This is a genomic window from Photobacterium proteolyticum, assembly GCF_001939735.1.
In the GTDB taxonomy this organism is placed as follows: domain Bacteria; phylum Pseudomonadota; class Gammaproteobacteria; order Enterobacterales; family Vibrionaceae; genus Photobacterium; species Photobacterium proteolyticum.
This window is the reverse complement of record NZ_MJIL01000101.1, coordinates 136,786-155,337: the sequence shown is the minus strand read 5'-3', so window position 1 is coordinate 155,337 and position 18,552 is coordinate 136,786. Positions and strand designations below refer to the sequence as shown.

Genomic DNA, 18,552 nt, shown 5'->3' with positions numbered 1-18,552 from the left:
ACTCATTCAAATCCACTGTAACGATTAATTACGAAAACAAAACCAACAAAATTATGACAGCAGTTATAAAGTTGACGGACCTCAAATTAATGATAAAGATATAAGTGATTATTGCTAAACCTGTGTCATATAAAAATCCTTATAATCACTTATAATATATATACCGATAAAAACAAAACACTTGATTGCATATCCGCCACCTCTTTCACCTCACTATTTTTCACAATAAATAAATATACGAAATTGAGAATTACTTTATTCTAAACACCATCTAGGAATGAATTACTCTCCATCATGCTAAATGGTTATTTCTATAATGTGGGCCTTCTTTCAAAACATCGTGTACTGCAAATCTGAGCCATGTAACCCAAGTTCATATTGTCGTTCTGATAGGGGAAGCAATTCACTAAAGACAAATGGCCACATTTTCTCTACAATACGCGACCTTTCAGACGGTGATGGATCGCCCGAATTGAATCTAGGGATCCCAGTTCTTTATACATGATAAGAGGTTCGTGAGAATGGCAGGCCACGACAACATTTTTGCTGCGCCAATAGAAAAGCTCGGCGATTTCACATTTGATGAACGCGTTGCTGAAGTGTTTCCGGATATGATCCAACGCTCTGTACCTGGCTACAGCAATATCATCTCTGCAATCGGCATGCTGGCCGAACGCTTTGCCAAGCCACACTCCAAAATCTATGATCTGGGCTGCTCCCTGGGTGCCGCAACCTTATCTATGCGCCGCCACATCAACCAGGAAGGTTGCGAGATCATTGCCGTTGATAACTCTGCGGCCATGGTTGAACGTTGCCGTCTGCATATCGACGCCTACCGCTCTGACACCCCGGTACAAGTTATCGAAGCCGATATCCGCGATATTGACATCAGCGATGCCTCGGTCGTGGTGCTGAACTTCACTCTGCAGTTTCTGGTACCGGAAGATCGTCAGGCACTGCTGGAAAAAATCTTTGCCGGCCTGCGTCCCGGTGGCATTCTAATCCTGTCTGAAAAGTACATTTTTGACGATGAGCGCTCCCACGAGCTGCTGATCGATCTCCACCACGATTTCAAACGTGCCAATGGCTACAGCGAGCTGGAAATCAGCCAAAAGCGCAGTGCCATTGAAAATGTCATGCGCCCTGATAGCATCGACACCCATAAGCAGCGCTTTGCCGATATCGGTTTCAGCAGCTCTGAAGTCTGGTTCCAATGCTTCAACTTCGGCTCTATGTTCGCCATTAAATAAGGTATTTCGTTCCACTATGTTTAGTTTTTCTGAGTTTTATCAACTCATTGCCCAACATGAAACACTGCGTCCCTGGCTCAATACACTGCCTAAGCAGCTAAGTGACTGGGAAGCGGCCGAGCATGGCGACATGGGCCGCTGGATGCGCGCACTGCAAAAATTCCCGACTGCCACGCCTGATATCATCGACCTGAAAAATGAAGTCAGTGTCTGTTATGAAGACGGAATTGCCGATGGCGAACAGAAACGTCTGGAAAGCCTGCTTCGCCTGCTTCATCCTTGGCGCAAAGGGCCGTACAACATGCACGGCATCCACATTGACACCGAATGGCGCTCAGACTGGAAATGGGATCGCGTCCTGCCGCATATCTCGCCACTAAAAGGGCGGACGGTGCTTGATGTCGGCTGCGGCAACGGCTACCACATGTGGCGCATGCTGGGTGAAGGTGCCAAACTGACTGTGGGTATCGACCCGTCTAATCTGTTCCTGATCCAGTTCGAGGCCATACGCCGCCTGATGGGCCAGGATAACCGTGCATTTCTGCTACCGCTCGGCATCGAGCAGCTGCCGGAGCTGAAAGCCTTTGACACTGTATTCAGCATGGGCGTGCTGTATCACCGCCGCTCACCGCTTGATCATATCATTCAGCTAAAGAACCAGTTGCGTAAAGGTGGCGAAGTTATTCTTGAAACCCTGGTTATCGAGGGCGATGAAAATGACGTCCTGGTACCAACCGGCCGCTATGCCCAGATGCACAATGTCTACTTCTTCCCGTCGGCAAAAGCACTCAAGGTGTGGATGGAGAAATGTGGTTTTGAGGACGTTCGCATTGTCGACGAATGTGTCACCACAACCGACGAGCAAAGGTCGACTGACTGGATGACCAACAATTCACTTCCTGAATATTTAGACCCGCAAAACCCAAGCCTGACAATAGAAGGCTACCCAGCCCCCAAACGGGCGGTCCTGGTGGCCAGAAATCCTGACTAACTATTGACAAGGGATGCTATTCGCATCCCTTTTTGTACGTTAAAATATTGCCGCCTATAGAAAAATAAGAAGTACTTCTAGGAGACATAATGCTTCGCCGCTGTGTGCCATTACTCACTATTGCTTTACTTTCCGGCTGCACTCTCACGCAATCAGCCAATCATGAAAAAACAATGAACGCCATCAATACGATGGAAGAGCGTGTTAATTTTCAATTTGCGACAATGATTCAGCAAATTAATGAACAAAATGAATATATTGCTAATCTAGAAAAAGAGTTATCATCAATTTCAGAAGAATTGTCACGGCCGCCGGTACATGTTGCTCCGGTAGTCGAGACGATGGTTGAAGAAGAGGAAGCCGTTGCCGCTGCAGAGCCGGTTATTGATACCAAAGTGGCTCACGGTAAAGTCATATTGGGCGAGGAAGAATGGGTTTGGCTAGACTCAATACAATCATTCTTCAAAGCCAGAATCGATACTGGTGCAACGACATCCTCTCTCAATGCAATCGATATTCAGATCTTCGAACGTGATGGAAAAGAGTGGGCTCGTTTCAATCTAAACCATACATTTGAAGGAAACGGTGATAATAGCGAAATTGTCGAAGCCCCGGTTGTACGCTGGGTAAAAGTTCGTCAGTCGACAGCGGAACAGGCAGAGCGCCGGCCAGTTATCGAAGCCTGGGTCAAACTTGGACAGTTGCACGAAAAAGCCCAGTTTACGCTGGCTGATCGCAGCCACATGACCTACCCGGTGTTGCTTGGCCGCGAGTTCTTCAAAGATATCGCCTTAGTTGATGTCGGCAAAAAGTTCGTTCAGGGAATGAATGAGCAACAAATACTAACAACGACTAATTAATTGATGAGGATGCCATGACGTCAAGAATTCCGTTTTATTTCTTAATCACCTTGCTCGTCATTGCCGGGGCTGCGCTGAGCATGTACCGTCATGATGTCTACGGTGTGCCGTGGACACCAGGTGAAGAGCGCGCGTTATGGGAGTTGGAAGCGCGTATCGAGTTTGATGCTATCGGCGATCCGGTCAAAGTCTCAATGGCGGCCCCGGAAACCCAGCAGGGCTTTACCCTCATCGACGAGAGCACGTCGTCACCAGGCTATGGCGTTGCCCTGATTGATACCGACATGGGACGCCGAGCCGAGTGGTCGATCCGTGAAGCCAGCGGTAAGCAAATCCTCTACTACAAAACCCAAATGCTGGTTGACCAGCAGGCAACCTTCTCTGCCGAGCCTCCGAAAGGTGCAACAGTCTCTGTCAGCCTGGATAACCCGCAGCAAACAGCAGCAACGGCCCTGATTAGCCAGGCGCGCAGCCTGTCTGCCGACAATATCACCCTCGCCCGCGAACTCATCAAACAGTTCAACGACAAGACCAACCAGAATGCCTCGCTGCTGCTCAACAGCCTGAGCCGCGAGCAGGCCATTATCAACCTGCTGTCGCTGGAAAACATCCATGCGCGCATTGTCGGCGGCCTGCTGCTTGAAGACGGTCGCCGCCGACAAAGTATCAATCCGATGGTTGAAGTCTGGGACGGTACCAAATGGCAACTGTTCAATATCCAGACCGGGCAGGAGGGCAAGCCTGATGACATCCTGGTATGGAACCAGCAGGGTCACTCATTGCTGGATGTCATTGGCGGCCGTAACTCCAATATCAGCTTCTCGATCATCGCCCAGGACATCACGCCACAGCAGGCCACCCGGGAAAAAGTCCAGGCAGAAGATCTGCTGAACTTCTCCATTCACAGTCTGCCGGTTGAAGAACAGGCGATGTTCAAGACCATCATGCTGGTACCGATCGGTGCCCTGATTGTCGTCTTCCTGCGGATCATCGTCGGCCTGAAAACGTCCGGTACCTTTATGCCGGTTCTGATTGCGGTTGCCTTTGTTCAGACTCAGCTAGTCACCGGTATTCTCGGCTTCCTGCTGATTGTCGGTACCGGCCTGGTTATCCGTAGCTACCTGTCGAAACTCAACCTGCTGCTGGTTGCCCGAATATCCGCAGTGATCATTACGGTTATCATGATCATTTCGGTCTTTACCGTCGTTGCCTTCAAGATCGGCTTGGTTGAGGGCTTGTCCATAACCTTCTTCCCGATGATCATCCTGTCATGGACCATCGAGCGTATGTCGATCCTGTGGGAGGAGGAAGGTGCCAAGGAAGTACTGATCCAGGGTGGCGGCTCACTGCTTACCGCAATTCTGGTCTACCTGGCGATGACTAACGGCCTGGTTCGCCACCTGACGTTTAACTTTATTGGTATCCAGCTAATTATTCTGGCATTAATCCTGATGCTGGGTAACTACACAGGCTACCGACTCAGTGAGCTTCGTCGCTTTAAACCACTCGCGGAGAGCTAAACTATGTCTCTATTTTCACAGTTTACCTCTCCGTTCAAGCTACGTGAGCGCGGGATCATGGGCATGAACCAGCGCAACCACAGCTATATCGGCCGCTACAACGACCGTAGCCTGTACCCGCTGGTGGATGACAAGCTCAAGACCAAGCATATCGCCCAGCGGGCGGGAGCGACCGTTCCCGAGCTGATTGGCGTTATTGACAGCCAGGTTGATGTGAAGAAAATCCACGACATGGTAAAAGACTGGCCGGGCTTTGTGATCAAACCAGCCCAGGGCTCTGGCGGCAAGGGCATTTTAGTGATTACCAAGCATAAGGATGGCGTCTACACCAAGCCATCCGGTGTTGAGATCAACAAGCAGGATGTCGAGCGCCATATCAACAACACCATGGCGGGCCTCTTTTCGCTCGGTGGAAAGAATGACGTCGCCATGGTCGAGAACCTGATCCAGTTTGATGACGTGTTTGACGGTTTCAGCTATGAGGGTGTGCCCGATGTCCGGGTTATCGTCTTCAAGGGCTATCCGGTGATGGCCATGATGCGCTGCTCGACGGCAGCCTCGGACGGCAAGGCAAACCTCCACCAGGGGGCCGTTGGGGTCGGTATCGATATTGCCACCGGCAAGGCGATCCGGGCCGTACAGTTCGATCAACCGGTCGAGCGCCACCCGGATACCGGTAAACTGCTTAGCGAGCTGGCCGTTCCTAATTGGCATAAATTGCTAACCCTTGCTGCCAGCGCCTGGGAGATGGCCGGATTGGGATACATGGGCACCGACATGGTGCTGGATAAAATACAGGGGCCGATGGTGCTGGAACTCAATGCGCGCCCCGGACTGGCTATCCAGACTGCCAACGGCTGTGGCTTGCTACCCCGTCTGCATCACATCGAGAACCTCGGTACCCCGAATACCCCGCCGACGCCGGAAGAGCGTGTGGCTTACGCAGCCAAACAGTTTGGCACCAAGTCCACTTTCTGAGCATACCGCTAAAAACGAAAGCCCTGATCTCATCATCAGGGCTTTTTTATCAATCTTATCCACGACTACGCAGCTAAAAAATCAAACGTTTAACTCAGTTGGTATAAGATAATACTCACCCGACAGCATCATGAATGGACTCACTATGACGCACTCCCCTTTCCAGCTCTTCGAGCAACCTATCGACCGTATCAACACCAACAGCATAAAGTGGAACAAATACAAAGGCAGGGATATTCTGCCAATGTGGGTAGCCGACAGTGACTTTCGCGTGCCGGAATCCATTACAGCCGCGCTGCACCAGCATGTTGAACACGGTATTTTTGGCTACGGGCAGGCACCTGAACGCCTTACCGAGCTGCTTGTCGAGCGGATGAAGCAATGCTATGACTGGGATATAGAGCCTGAATGGATTGCCTACCTGCCGGGGCTGGTCTGTGGACTTAACCTTGCAGTCAGAGCCCTGACCGAAGCTGACCAGGGCGTGATCAGCCCCAAGCCAATTTATCCGCCGTTTATGTCATCGGTACGATTGGCCAAGCGATCATTATCCGTCGCTCCGGTTACCCTGCAAAATAATCGCTGGCGGATAGACTTAGCGCAGACGGAGGTCACGCCTGAATCCAAACTGATGTTACTCTGCAACCCGTTAAACCCCGGTGGGACGGTGTACCGCCGCGATGAACTGCTAGCACTGGCTGACTTTGCTAAGAAACATGATCTTTATGTCTGCTCCGATGAAATTCACTGTGACTTAATTCTCGATGAAACCGCCCGGCATATTCCTTTTGCCAGCCTGAACGAAGATGCTGCCCAGCGTTCGGTGACACTCATCGCACCGAGCAAGACCTTCAATATTGCCGGTCTGGGCGCTTCGATGGCCATCATCCCAAATCCGGACCTGCGCAGGCAGTTTATCCGGGCCAAGGCCGGTATCGTTCCGGATGTCAATGTGCTGGCTTATACAGCGGCACAGGCGGCTTACGAGAACTGTCAGCCCTGGCTCGATCAGCAGCTTGATTTTCTTCGCCATCAGAGGACAAAAGTCGAACAGGCCATCAATGCGATGCCGTATCTCAAGCTTCACCCGATTGAGGCAACCTACCTCGCCTGGATAGATGCCTCGGCGCTACCGGTAACCAGTCCGTTCAAATTCTTCGAAAGCGCCGGTGTCGGGCTGTCACCGGGGGCCGATTTTGGCAACTCCCGCTTTGTGCGACTCAATTTTGCCTGCCGGAGCGATACGCTGGATGAAGGGCTGCGCAGAATGCGTACAGCCATCGATGAGCTAGGTCAGACGAAATAAAAATACTGCTAAAGTTCTGACAATTAAACCCGATAAAGGAGTATTACAAACCGGGAACCTATTTTTCTCAGACAATGCAGATCCATACGTTAGACAAAGCGCAGCTCATAAATGAAGTGCAGCTCGGCAACAACCTCAACCATGCGGTTGAAGGTGGCCGCCGTGCCGACTTTGCATTGATGCTCGCCATGTTGTCGCCGGATCATCTGGAAACTATCCCGGTTGACGCATTGCCCAAGCCCGGCAAGACAGAACCCGAACTGCGCGCCTACTTCGAGCTGCAAGATCCACAGCCGCTAAGCACTACCGAGCACTGTTATGATAATGGCGCAGCACAAGCCAAAGCCTTTCATACCAGCGGACTTGCCGACGCCCGTCTGCTCCACGAATTGCAGCCGACGGCACTCAACTTTCCGCCGCAGGGTACCAAGGGCATGCCGGAGGAGGTGTATCATAACCTGTCCGGCCATGAACGCCGGATGCTTCCCCCGAAGGAAGACGCGACCATTAAGGCATCGCCACAGGATTTGTACCTGTCACTGATCCACGCCAAACGCTTTGCCGAAATGTATCAAACTGCCTAAATTGCAACCAAACTCCCCCGTTGCTCACAGTATCCGTATTTTCGTGACAACCATCATAGCTTTGTTATTTCCCGGCAGCACACTGCTCACAATTCACTAACATTTAGTGGCGGTTTGGGGCAAATTGGGCGCCTTTTCACAGTTAATCCCCGCCCAAGGCTTCAGTATATAATTATCTTTTTCGTTTACTTGATGATCGATTTATCGGCCAAGTGCGTAACTTTGGGGTTAAGGGAGTTTGGCAATAACTAACGCGACATCCTAACAAGGCCAAATTGAAAACCTTTGACTTTCGAAGTGCCCAGAAACTGCTATCACGCAGCGCACCATCCGGTACAAACGGGGGAAAGAACGAGTTATGAATATCGCGCAATCTGTCATTGTAATCACTGCCGCTGGCAGCCCAATGGGCAAAGCGATTTCACTCCACTTCGCGTCATTAGGAGCTAAGCTAGCTCTTGTGGATGTCGAAGCTGACCGCTTGCAGCAAACACAGCAAGCCTGCCTGGCAGCAGGAGGGAACTCTCACCCCTTCTTGCTTGAATGCCAAGATGAAGTATCGATTTCCAACCTCATCGATAGGGTCCATCATCGCTTTGGCACTATTGATGTATTGATTAACTATTGGTTCGGCTCAGATCTGCCCACTTTATTCAGCCCGTCCTCTGTCGATCAGTTTTGCCGCTCCATGTCAGAAGGCGCAACCCCCTTCTTCATTTTTGGCAAACAGGCCGCCAATTACATGCGGGTACATCACTGTGAAGGGGTCATCGTCAATCTGGCGGCGAATCTGATAAACACCCATCAGCCCATCAACAACGGCTCGAAAGCCATGATTTCGGGGCTGACCCAGAGCTGGGCCAAAGAACTGGCAGAGTTCAATATCCGGGTCGGGGGCGTTGTTCCATTAAGCTTTGCCCACGAGGATGACCACCCACCGCTCGGTAACTTACTCAGCCAGCCACTCCAGTACGAAATTGTCAGAAGCGCCGAATACATTGTCGCCAACGACTATTTTAATGGCCGAATGATAGAGGCCGAAGTTGGGTAAGCGAAATAGCCGTCATCAGGTTTGGTTTCTAATTTGCACTTCTTTATCGTGATAAAACGAAAAAGCCCGCCAAAATGGCGGGCTTAAAGTGCGCTAGCTAAAACAATGATTAAGCTTTAGCCGTCTCTTTCTTTGCTGCAGCTTTTGGCGCTTCAGCTGTTTTCTGGTCAGCTTTCTTCTTGATTACAGTTGTACCTTCGAAAGTCTCACCTTCAACGTAAGGCGTACCGTGGTACGAAGCTAGAAGAACTTCTTTCAGCTCGCTGATTAGAGGGTAACGAGGGTTAGCACCTGTACACTGGTCATCGAACGCTTCTACTGATAGCTCATCCAGTTTCGCATTGAAATCAGCCTCAGAAACACCTGCTGCCTGGATAGACATTGGGATGTCTAGGTCACCTTTAAGCTCGTCCAACCATGCTAGAAGACGTTCAATCTTCTGAGCAGTACGGTCACCAGCCTGGCTTAGGCCTAGGTGGTCAGCAACTTCTGCGTAACGACGACGTGCCTGTGGACGGTCGTACTGTGAGAACGCAGTTTGTTTAGTTGGGTTATCGTTCGCGTTGTAACGTACAACGTTAGAGATAAGCAGCGCGTTTGCCAGACCGTGAGGTAGGTGGAACTCAGCACCAATTTTGTGAGCCATTGAGTGACACACACCCAGGAATGCGTTCGCAAATGCTACACCAGCGATAGTTGCTGCGTTGTGTACTTTCTCACGAGCGATTGGGTCGTTAGCACCATTCGCGTAGCTTGAAGGTAGGTACTCTTTAAGCATCTTAAGCGCTTGCAGAGCCTGACCGTCAGAGTATTCGTTAGCAAGAACAGATACGTAAGCTTCCAGTGCGTGAGTTACTGCATCGTAACCACCGAACGCTGTCAGAGACTTAGGCATGTTCATAACCAGGTTAGCATCAACGATAGCCATCTGTGGCGTTAGCTCGTAGTCAGCCAGTGGGTACTTAGCACCAGTCTCGTCGTCGGTAACAACTGCGAATGGAGTAACTTCTGAACCCGTACCTGAAGTGGTAGTGATACATACAAGCTCAGCTTTCTGACCCATTTTAGGGAACTTGTAGATACGCTTACGGATATCCATAAAGCGCATTGCCAGCTCTTCGAATGCTGTTTCTGGGTGCTCGTACATTACCCACATAATCTTCGCAGCATCCATTGGTGAACCGCCACCTAGAGCCAGGATTACGTCAGGCTGGAAGCTTTGCATTGCTTCTGCACCTTTCTTAACAACTGTTAGCGTTGGGTCAGCTTCAACGTCGAAGAACGTTTGAACTTCCATACCCTGTGCTTTCAGTAGCTGAACAACATCATCTGCGTAACCGTTGTTGAATAGGAAACGGTCAGTTACCAGGAATGCACGCTTCTTACCTTCTAGGTCGCCAAGAGCGATTGGAAGGCTACCACGGCGGAAGTAGATAGACTTAGGTAGTTTGTGCCACAACATGTTTTCAGCTCGCTTCGCAACAGTTTTCTTGTTGATTAGGTGCTTAGGACCTACGTTCTCAGAAATTGAGTTACCACCCCAAGAACCACAGCCTAGTGTTAGAGACGGTGCAACGTTGAAGTTGTACAGGTCACCGATACCACCGTGAGTAGTTGGAATGTTGATTAGGATACGAGCTGTCTTCAGCTTGTCGCCGAAGTAACGGATACGGTCTGCGTTTACATCTTGGTTAGTGTATAGACCAGATGTGTGACCGATACCGCCGATCTCAACCATAGTCACAGCCTGAGCAACAGCGTCTTCGAAGTTATCGGCACGGAACAGGCCAAGTGTCGGAGATAGTTTCTCGTGAGCGAATGCGTCGTCGTAAGACACTTTACCCAGACCTTCACCAACAAGTACTTTAGTGTCAGCTGGAACTGAAACACCTGCCATCTCAGCGATTGCCGCAGCTGGCTGGCCAACAATTTTCGCGTTTAGTGCGCCGTCGATTAGAAGCACTTTACGTACTTTCTCAGCTTCTGCTTTGCTCAGTACGTATGCTTTGTGAGAAGCGAAGCGCTCTTTCACTTCGTCGTATACTTCGTCAACAACGATTGCTGCCTGCTCAGAAGCACATACAACACCGTTATCGAAAGTCTTAGACATCAGGATAGAAGCAACTGCACGTTTTACGTCAGCAGTTTCGTCGATAACAACAGGAACGTTACCTGCACCTACACCGATTGCTGGCTTACCTGAAGAGTAAGCAGCTTTAACCATACCTGGACCACCAGTTGCAAGGATCAGAGCGATGTCGTCGTGCTTCATTAGCGCGTTAGAAAGCTCTACAGATGGCTGGTCGATCCAACCGATGATGTCTTTTGGCGCACCAGCGGCTACTGCTGCATCTAGAACGAGTTTAGCGGCGTCGTTGGTAGAGTTCTTCGCACGTGGGTGTGGCGAGAAGATGATACCGTTACGAGTCTTCAGAGAGATTAGAGATTTGAAGATTGCAGTAGAAGTTGGGTTAGTCGTTGGTACGATACCGCAGATGATGCCTACAGGCTCAGCGATAGTCATAGTACCCAGGTTGTCGTCTTCTTCAAGAATGCCACAAGTTTGCTCATCTTTATACTTGTTGTAGATGAATTCAGATGCGAAGTGGTTCTTAATTACTTTATCTTCAACGATACCCATACCAGACTCGGCAACCGCTTGTTGTGCTAGCGGGATACGAGCTTGGTTAGCTGCCAGAGAAGCTGCACGGAAGATTTTGTCTACTTGCTCCTGAGAGTAAGTAGCGAACTCTTCTTGCGCTTTCTTAACGCGTGCAATCATTGCATCTAGTTCAGCCATATTTGTTACAGGCATAGTTAACTCCTAACTTAATATTAAAAACTTTTTAGTAAGAATCTGTCGCCGCTTCTTTCGACTTATCGCTACCAGGGAAGCCCTGCTTTTAACGCCCCGACAACACACATACTTAGTAAATTGCTTTCAAAACTGATTATATTCTTTCACACCCCGAAAAAAATTGATTTAGATCACTTGTAACCCTATAGGAGTACTTTTTGTCAAAATCCGAGCTGCGTCATGTTAATTCAAGAACTTAAACGTTCAGAATGTGACCGGCAATATTGAAATTCTATCAAATTACTTCATAAAGCGACATTTCAAGTAACAAATATTACGTAACAAACATACACAACTGGCCACTTTAAACACTTAATGTGAAGCAAATCACAGGTTTAGCAGGATACAGTTACCTTAATTACATTGCGTGTGGCACGCCGACTGCCCATAAAGAGTAATCCAAAACACCGCCTTTTTACAGGGGTGTAACACATAATTTACCGATAATTATTAATAAGGGTAGAGATAACTATTTTTAATTGGTCTGACGTCAAGCTTTAGCTTAAAGTAGCGCCAAATAACAGGAGGCCGCCTAATATCATCGCAACTCAGGCCCCAAAGCAGCACTTTTCACGCACTGCTTTTTACGCCTTTTTTCTAAGCACCTTCAGATATTACATGGCAACCTGTTAAAGAGGAGGAAGTTAGCTTCTTGTTTTTTACGTTTGTTAGATGATCCCACAATGCAAACAATCGAAATTGCCATTTTCTTACAGTTTTTCGTCGGTCTGATCGCAGCCGTCAACCCGATCGGTATTATGCCTATCTTTGTTTCTCTTACCGGCCACATGAATACCGAGGAGAGAAACAAAACAGCCTATACCGCCAGTCTCGCCGTCAGCGTTATCCTTATCGTCTCATTGCTTGCCGGGCAGTTTTTATTGGATATGTTCAGTATCTCCCTCGACTCGTTCCGCGTTGCCGGTGGTTTACTGCTGCTGACAATCGCCTTCTCGATGATGAGCGGTAAGCTGGGTGAGGATAAACAGAATAAGCAGGAAAAATCAGAATCAATTAGCCGCGAGCAAATTGGTGTCGTCCCGCTGGCTATGCCGCTTATGGCCGGTCCGGGTGCAATCAGCTCGACAATTGTCTATAGCTCACGTTACCCGGGCATGACCAGTACGCTGGGAATTGCAGCTACGATAGTGGCATTTGCCTTTTGTTGTTGGATGTTGTTCCGCGCAGCCCCAATTATCGTTCGCTTTCTGGGTCAAACCGGCATCAATGTTATCACCCGTATCATGGGTCTGATCCTGGCAGCCCTGGGCATTGAGTTCATTGCTAACGGCCTTCGCGCCTTATTCCCGGGTCTCGCCTAACACACTTCCCGCGGAGTCTCCGCACAATTGTACCTCTCCATCTCATTTTGGAGAGGTACTCCTTGCCGTTAGCTGGTAACCCCCTTTAATGTTCATTATCCTAATTAATAGTACTTCTATTTTCATTTCAGGGTTTTATGGTTACGCTCAACACTCGGCAAAAATTCTATCAAGTTATTTTTGGCACCCAAACCAAAGCCGGGCAGTACTTTGACATTATACTGATCCTTGCAATCTTGTGCTCTGAGCTTGTCCTCATCCTCTCGTCGCTCGAAGGTGTGGCGGCAGAGTTCTCCAGCCTTCTATTCGTCATGGAGTGGGTTTTTACCCTGTTATTTACCGTCGAATATATCGCCCGGCTCTACTGCTCGCCGCGCCCTTGGGCATACGCCAAAAGCTTTTATGGCGTTATAGACCTCATCGCAATCCTGCCGAGCTATATCGCCTTCTTGTTCCCGGGATCGAATTATCTATTGATCGTAAGGTTGATCAGGGTCATGCGCATATTCCGGATCCTGAAACTGGCCCGCTTTCTCAAAGACTCCAATATCCTGCTTAGATCCCTGCTAATGGCGCAACGGAAGATCCTGGTTTTCTTCAGCACCGTCGCCATCCTTGTCACTGTACTGGGTGCATTGCTCTACGCTATTGAGGGACCGGATAACGGCTTTACCAGCATTCCGACCAGTATCTACTGGGCTATCGTCACCATCACCACCGTCGGCTACGGCGACATAGTTCCGCAGACGGATCTCGGCAAGACACTGGCCGCTTTTACCATGCTGCTCGGTTACTCCATCCTGGCCGTGCCCACTGGTATTATCACCGCAGAACTCAGTCAGGAAATGAAGACTCAGCGTGATCTTCTTCGTTGCCTGAACTGTGCCACCAGCGGGCATGAAACCGATGCCAATTACTGTAGAAAATGCGGAGCCGAATTACCTCAGCATCCCTAGTCACGAGCCTGTCATTTTGATGTCTCAGGCATATTATCAATTTACGGAACTGTTGCTCGTTTCCTTCTCTATTTTTCCGCTTGTAACCAACCCAGAATACTGGATTCAAACAGGCGGATGAGAGGGAACTTGATCGCCCCTAGCAGCATTCACAGCTGCAAGTCCACAGGAATAAGGAAAGCACCACCTCAATGAACTACAAGCGCGCACTCGAGAACTACGAGCGACTTTTCAGACGCTTTGGTCCCTGCTGTGTCGATACGCAGCTTTCAGACGTAGCCGAAATTGTTTTCTGTTCACCACGCCATGCGCGAAATCTGCTGCACCAGCTCACCGATATGGACTGGATTGACTGGCAGGCAGCTCCCGGCCGGGGCAAACGAGCCAAGATAACGTGCAAAATAGAACCCACCGATGCCTGTTATCAGCTTGTTGACCAGTTGATGGCACAGGGAAAAACGGAAGCCGCGATCAAGCTTATGGACTTCAATGACCGCAAGCTATCTACCGAGCTTCAACATTTTCTGGCATCGTCTCTCGACAGAAGCCAGTCCGCCATTCGGATCCCTTTTCATCGTCAGTTAAAATCGCTTCACCCCCATTTGGCATTCGAGCGCACCGAACGCCATTTGATATTGCAAATTTTCCAGCGCCTTACGCAATATAAAAATGATAAGGTCATGCCGGATCTCGCCCATCACTGGCAGTCGAACTCAACGGGTGATGAATGGACATTCCATCTGCGCCCTTCCGTCTTTTTTCATAATCAGAGCGAACTGAGTGCCAAAGACATTAAAGCCAGTCTGTTATGGCTGGCAAGGCGCCCCTTCTGGCAACAGCTTTACGGTCACATCACCGGCATCGATATCATTTCCTCGACCACTTTAACGGTCAGGTTGTCACATCCTGACTGGTGCCTGCCTCGGCTGCTTGCAAGACCGGAAGCCTCGATCATGAGTTCGGCCACGATCAAGACGGCCACGGTGCAAGATGGCCCCGTCGGATCCGGACCTTTCTACCCCGATGTCGTATCGACAAGAATGCTGAGGCTAAAACGCAACCCCAGCTATGTCGGACAGCTTGCTCTCGCCCCGGTGATCGAAATATGGTTTCACAATGAGTGGGAAGATCTGAAAGAATGCCGGGAGCACCTGATTTTTCTCGAGCAGCACCAACCGGTCTACACCGTCAGTCGCTCCGGCGGCGGCATCTTCTATATGCTAACAACAAATAGGGAATGCCGAGACAGCCCGGTTATCGCTGACATCGGCAACCTGCTACTCGGCAATCCGGCTGATAAGCCGATAAAAGGAAATATCCACATTGCGGTCGAAAACAATAATGACGGTCGCAAGCAGGCCGAAGAAATCAAGGCGGCGCAGGATAGCGACTCTGAACTGACCTTTTCTTCTCGCTGCATCAACGATAGCAACAGCAACGAAGATGTGCTGCTTGGCGCAATAAGGACAGAAGGCTGTAAAATCACCAGCCTGCGCTACTTTTTCCAATGCGATATGAACTGGCAGGCAATTCTGACAAAGCCCGAATACCAACTCTTTCGAAGCAAACTGCTCGAAACCCAGCTTCAGCCCGTAGAAAAGAAGGCGCTAGATATGCTAGTAGGCCTGCTTGACTGGCTGGAGGAGATCAAGGTTATCCGTCGCCTGAACGCCAAGGGTTTCTCGATTACCGCACCGATCAAGCTCCAGGGACTCGAGGTCAATCACGTAGGTTGGTGTGATTTCTCGACCTTATGGATTAATGACACTCCCGAACAAACAGCTTTGGAGTAATCATTGTAATTACGCCTAAAAAAAGGCGATCATTTAGATCGCCTTTTCTTGACTCACCTTTGCCGTTGCTGGACTAAAGAGCCAGTTTGACCCTTTATCCGCAGTCACATCCTTATTTACGGCCCTTAGATGACAAGTAGCCCACGGCCTTGTCCGGGAAGTCGGTAAAGACACCGTCTACATTGGCCGTATTGTAGAAGATATCCAGCATATCGTTGAAGTCATTGGCATAAGCCGGAATGCGGCCGGTATCGGCACGGAAGGTATAAGGGTGAACCTGCATACCTTGCTCATGAGCGGCTTTCACCAAACCAGTTAGCTTGATGTTTCCTTTGGTTGACTTGTCAGATACCACCATTGGCTTCCAAGGACCCACGCCGTCGGCATACTTGGCCACTTTTTCCATTCCGCCCTTGGCAAACATCCAGTCATAGCTATATGGCTGGGCCAGTCCTTTGCCGTCATAGACCATGGTTTCGTTCCAGTCGGTGTAGGCCAGTAGCTGCACCAGCTTAACGTCCATTCCCATGGCCGGCATCAGCTCGTCATGGATACGCTTGAGTTCATTAAAATCAAACGTCTGGAGGAAGACATTACTATCTTTGCTGATGTAGCCATAGTCTTTAAGCACCTTCAGCACCGCTTTACTGATGTCTTTGCCTTCGTGGCGGTGGAACCATGGCGCTTTGATTTCTGGGTAGATACCGATGTCATAGCCCAGCGACTTGTTCAAGCCCTGGATCATCTCGATCTCTTCTTCGAAAGTCGGTACTTTGAAGTCCGACTGCCACATCGGATAACGCTCAGGGAAGCCCTGAACCTGTTTGCCGTCTTTAATGTTAAAGCCTTCGGTTACGCTCAGCTGCTTGATTTCAGGCAAGGTAAAATCAATCGCATAATAACGGCCGTCTTCACGGGCTCGATCAGGGAAGACCTGGGCCACATTAGTCACACGATCCAGGTAGTGGTCATGCAGTACCACCAACCGGTCATCTTTGGTCATGACCACATCCTGCTCGATATAGTCAGGCTTCATCGCGTATGCCATCGCTTTGGCCGGTAGAGTATGCTCTGGCAGGTATCCGGAAGCGCCACGGTGGGCGACAACTATCTTGTCTGAGTCAGGGGCTGATTGAGCGAAAGCAGGAGCAGCAAGCAAAGTGCTGGCAATAGCTGCGGCAAGACATATTTTTTTCATTATTATCAATCCTTAACGTTCGGTGCTCTTATCTGGGGAAGCAAAGCCAATACCGGCTTATACAACGGCAATCATAATAAGCACTATTGGATGACAATTTCTGAACTTTTACTCTAAACGTGATCAGATACATTCGAATAACCACATAATAGTTTCGAATAGTGATATTGGGTCCATTTCCATACTCGTTCGAAATGTGTTACCTCGTCCGTCAATCTATACAGGTCTACCTGCACTTTCCTCTCAAGCTCAGGCCTCATCGTCAGGCATAAAAAACCGGAGCAAAAAGCTCCGGTTTTCAATCTATTGGGCAGTTATTATATACAACTACTTACGACGCCATGTCGTGCCCTGAGGACCATCTTCAAGGATGATATCCATTGCCAAGAGCTTGTCACGGGCCTCATCGGCTGCCGCCCAGTCTTTAGCTGCACGCGCATCAAGGCGCTGTTGGATAAGCGCTTCGATTTCAGCCACGTCATCACTTTCACCGGCACCACCCTGCAGGAAGGCTTCCGGCTCCTGCGCCAACAGGCCAAGAACATCAGCCAGCTCACGCATACGTGCGCCCAGTGCCGATGCCGCAGCGAGATCATCCGATTTCAGGCGATTAATTTCACGTGCCATATCAAACAGTGCAGAATACGCTTCCGGCGTATTGAAATCGTCATCCATCGCTTCTTTGAAGCGAGTCACGAACTCGTCGCCGCCAGCTGCTGGTGCGTCGGCATCCAGACCGCGTAGCGAGGTATACAGGCGCTCAAGGGCTGAGCGAGCCTGCTTCAGGTTATCTTCGCTGTAGTTCAGCTGGCTGCGGTAGTGACCGGACATCAGGAAGTAACGTACGGTTTCGGCATCGAAATAACCCAGTACGTCACGGATGGTAAAGAAGTTACCCAGAGACTTGGACATCTTCTCGCGATCAACCATTACCATGCCACTGTGCATCCAGGTATTCACATACTGCGAGCCTGTTGCACAGCATGACTGGGCAATCTCATTTTCATGGTGCGGGAACTGCAGATCAGAACCGCCACCGTGGATATCAAAGTGATCACCCAGGATCGCCGAGTTCATTGCCGAACATTCAATATGCCAGCCCGGACGACCTGCGCCCCATGGCGATTCCCACGTCGGCTCACCCGGCTTGGACATTTTCCACAACACGAAATCCAGCGGGCTACGCTTGGCCGTTTCGATATCAACGCGGGCACCGGCCTGCAGCTGCTCAAGATCCTGCTTGGACAGCTTGCCGTATTCGTCAAACTTGCTGACTTCAAACATCACATCGCCATTATCGGCAACGTAGGCAAAACCACGCTCGATCAGGCGCTCACACATGGCAATAATTTCAGCGATATAGTCCGTAGCACGAGGCTCAATATCCGGACGCTTCATGCCCAGCGCATCGAAGTCGGCGTGCATTTCACCGATCAGGCGCTCGGTCAGCGAATCACAGCTTTCGCCATTTTCTGCCGCACGCTTAATGATCTTGTCATCGATGTCGGTGATATTACGTACAAAGGTCAGATCATAACCGGAATAGCGCAGGTAGCGCGAAACCACGTCGAACGAAACAAAAGTACGGCCATGACCGATGTGACACAAATCGTAAATGGTAACCCCACAGACGTACATGCCTACTTTACCAGGCTGGATGGGTGTAAATTCCTCTTTCTGTCTAGTGAGCGAGTTATAGATCTTTAACATGTCTCGTAGTTACTCATTTTATGGGGTTACTTTAAGAGGAGTAATTACACCTCTAATAACTAATGAAGGCAAGGAAAAATACGCTCAGGACGCGGTTTATACCGGCCAGGGAGAGAAAACAACCACTGTGCCGGAAAGTCCGCAATCGCAGGGTAATTGATTTCCCGCTTTCATCA

General features: G+C 49.7%; 14 protein-coding genes. 11 read left to right on the top strand and 3 right to left on the bottom strand.

From position 1 onward, the window contains the following. Nucleotides 1-521: 521 nt before the first annotated feature. The 8 genes from cmoA (at nucleotide 522) to BIT28_RS28470 (ending at nucleotide 8,540) form a co-directional block, all read left to right on the top strand. On the top strand, nucleotides 522-1,250 hold the full coding sequence (cmoA, locus tag BIT28_RS28505) for a carboxy-S-adenosyl-L-methionine synthase CmoA (RefSeq protein WP_075768359.1): 729 nt from the start codon (nucleotides 522-524) through the stop codon (nucleotides 1,248-1,250). A gap of 16 nt (nucleotides 1,251-1,266) precedes the next feature. Next, a complete protein-coding gene (gene cmoB / locus BIT28_RS28500; protein WP_075768358.1) occupies nucleotides 1,267-2,241 on the top strand; it encodes a tRNA 5-methoxyuridine(34)/uridine 5-oxyacetic acid(34) synthase CmoB in 975 nt (324 codons plus the stop codon). An 89-nt stretch (nucleotides 2,242-2,330) separates the two neighbouring features. Next, the gene (locus tag BIT28_RS28495) at nucleotides 2,331-3,101 is read left to right on the top strand and encodes an ATP-dependent zinc protease family protein (protein ID WP_075768357.1); all 771 of its coding nucleotides are present in this window, start codon (nucleotides 2,331-2,333) and stop codon (nucleotides 3,099-3,101) included. Nucleotides 3,102-3,115: 14 nt separating this feature from the next. Then, complete coding sequence (locus BIT28_RS28490) at nucleotides 3,116-4,621, top strand: inactive transglutaminase family protein (RefSeq protein WP_075768356.1); 1,506 nt, start codon at nucleotides 3,116-3,118, stop codon at nucleotides 4,619-4,621. 3 nt (nucleotides 4,622-4,624) lie between these two features. Further along, a complete protein-coding gene (locus BIT28_RS28485) occupies nucleotides 4,625-5,599 on the top strand; it encodes an alpha-L-glutamate ligase-like protein (protein ID WP_075768355.1) in 975 nt (324 codons plus the stop codon). A gap of 145 nt (nucleotides 5,600-5,744) precedes the next feature. After that, the gene (locus BIT28_RS28480; protein ID WP_075768354.1) at nucleotides 5,745-6,905 is read left to right on the top strand and encodes a MalY/PatB family protein; all 1,161 of its coding nucleotides are present in this window, start codon (nucleotides 5,745-5,747) and stop codon (nucleotides 6,903-6,905) included. Between the two features lie 74 nt (nucleotides 6,906-6,979). Beyond that, nucleotides 6,980-7,489, top strand: coding sequence for a VC2046/SO_2500 family protein (locus BIT28_RS28475; protein WP_075768353.1), 510 nt, complete (start codon nucleotides 6,980-6,982; stop codon nucleotides 7,487-7,489). A 358-nt stretch (nucleotides 7,490-7,847) separates the two neighbouring features. Next, complete coding sequence (locus tag BIT28_RS28470) at nucleotides 7,848-8,540, top strand: SDR family oxidoreductase (RefSeq protein ID WP_075768352.1); 693 nt, start codon at nucleotides 7,848-7,850, stop codon at nucleotides 8,538-8,540. A gap of 109 nt (nucleotides 8,541-8,649) precedes the next feature. On the opposite strand, the gene adhE is transcribed toward BIT28_RS28470, so the two are convergent. After that, nucleotides 8,650-11,355, bottom strand: a complete 2,706-nt coding sequence (gene adhE, locus BIT28_RS28465; RefSeq protein ID WP_075768351.1) for a bifunctional acetaldehyde-CoA/alcohol dehydrogenase — start codon at nucleotides 11,353-11,355, stop codon at nucleotides 8,650-8,652. A 725-nt stretch (nucleotides 11,356-12,080) separates the two neighbouring features. On the opposite strand from adhE, the gene BIT28_RS28460 reads away from it, so the two are divergent. From BIT28_RS28460 to BIT28_RS28450, 3 genes are all read left to right on the top strand, one after another. Continuing rightward, nucleotides 12,081-12,719 carry a YchE family NAAT transporter gene (locus BIT28_RS28460; protein ID WP_075768350.1) on the top strand — a complete coding sequence of 213 codons (639 nt, stop codon included), beginning with the start codon at nucleotides 12,081-12,083 and terminating at the stop codon, nucleotides 12,717-12,719. Between the two features lie 137 nt (nucleotides 12,720-12,856). Then, nucleotides 12,857-13,675, top strand: coding sequence for an ion transporter (locus BIT28_RS28455; RefSeq protein WP_075768349.1), 819 nt, complete (start codon nucleotides 12,857-12,859; stop codon nucleotides 13,673-13,675). A 191-nt stretch (nucleotides 13,676-13,866) separates the two neighbouring features. Continuing rightward, the gene (locus BIT28_RS28450; RefSeq protein ID WP_075768348.1) at nucleotides 13,867-15,468 is read left to right on the top strand and encodes an SgrR family transcriptional regulator; all 1,602 of its coding nucleotides are present in this window, start codon (nucleotides 13,867-13,869) and stop codon (nucleotides 15,466-15,468) included. A 112-nt stretch (nucleotides 15,469-15,580) separates the two neighbouring features. On the opposite strand, the gene glpQ is transcribed toward BIT28_RS28450, so the two are convergent. Then, on the bottom strand, nucleotides 15,581-16,666 hold the full coding sequence (gene glpQ / locus BIT28_RS28445) for a glycerophosphodiester phosphodiesterase (protein WP_075768347.1): 1,086 nt from the start codon (nucleotides 16,664-16,666) through the stop codon (nucleotides 15,581-15,583). A 327-nt stretch (nucleotides 16,667-16,993) separates the two neighbouring features. Then, nucleotides 16,994-18,376 (bottom strand): cysteine--tRNA ligase, encoded by a 1,383-nt coding sequence (cysS, locus tag BIT28_RS28440; protein WP_075768346.1) that lies wholly within the window; start codon nucleotides 18,374-18,376, stop codon nucleotides 16,994-16,996. Nucleotides 18,377-18,552: the final 176 nt, after the last annotated feature.

What these genes read in the sequence shown, in the direction of transcription:
- cmoA (WP_075768359.1), top strand. Translation starts at nt 522, where the DNA reads ATGGCAGGCCACGACAACATTTTTGCTGCGCCAATAGAAAAGCTCGGC.
- cmoB (WP_075768358.1), top strand. Translation starts at nt 1,267, where the DNA reads ATGTTTAGTTTTTCTGAGTTTTATCAACTCATTGCCCAACATGAAACA.
- BIT28_RS28495 (WP_075768357.1), top strand. Translation starts at nt 2,331, where the DNA reads ATGCTTCGCCGCTGTGTGCCATTACTCACTATTGCTTTACTTTCCGGC.
- BIT28_RS28490 (WP_075768356.1), top strand. Translation starts at nt 3,116, where the DNA reads ATGACGTCAAGAATTCCGTTTTATTTCTTAATCACCTTGCTCGTCATT.
- BIT28_RS28485 (WP_075768355.1), top strand. Translation starts at nt 4,625, where the DNA reads ATGTCTCTATTTTCACAGTTTACCTCTCCGTTCAAGCTACGTGAGCGC.
- BIT28_RS28480 (WP_075768354.1), top strand. Translation starts at nt 5,745, where the DNA reads ATGACGCACTCCCCTTTCCAGCTCTTCGAGCAACCTATCGACCGTATC.
- BIT28_RS28475 (WP_075768353.1), top strand. Translation starts at nt 6,980, where the DNA reads ATGCAGATCCATACGTTAGACAAAGCGCAGCTCATAAATGAAGTGCAG.
- BIT28_RS28470 (WP_075768352.1), top strand. Translation starts at nt 7,848, where the DNA reads ATGAATATCGCGCAATCTGTCATTGTAATCACTGCCGCTGGCAGCCCA.
- adhE (WP_075768351.1), bottom strand. Translation starts at nt 11,355, where the DNA reads ATGCCTGTAACAAATATGGCTGAACTAGATGCAATGATTGCACGCGTT.
- BIT28_RS28460 (WP_075768350.1), top strand. Translation starts at nt 12,081, where the DNA reads ATGCAAACAATCGAAATTGCCATTTTCTTACAGTTTTTCGTCGGTCTG.
- BIT28_RS28455 (WP_075768349.1), top strand. Translation starts at nt 12,857, where the DNA reads ATGGTTACGCTCAACACTCGGCAAAAATTCTATCAAGTTATTTTTGGC.
- BIT28_RS28450 (WP_075768348.1), top strand. Translation starts at nt 13,867, where the DNA reads ATGAACTACAAGCGCGCACTCGAGAACTACGAGCGACTTTTCAGACGC.
- glpQ (WP_075768347.1), bottom strand. Translation starts at nt 16,666, where the DNA reads ATGAAAAAAATATGTCTTGCCGCAGCTATTGCCAGCACTTTGCTTGCT.
- cysS (WP_075768346.1), bottom strand. Translation starts at nt 18,376, where the DNA reads ATGTTAAAGATCTATAACTCGCTCACTAGACAGAAAGAGGAATTTACA.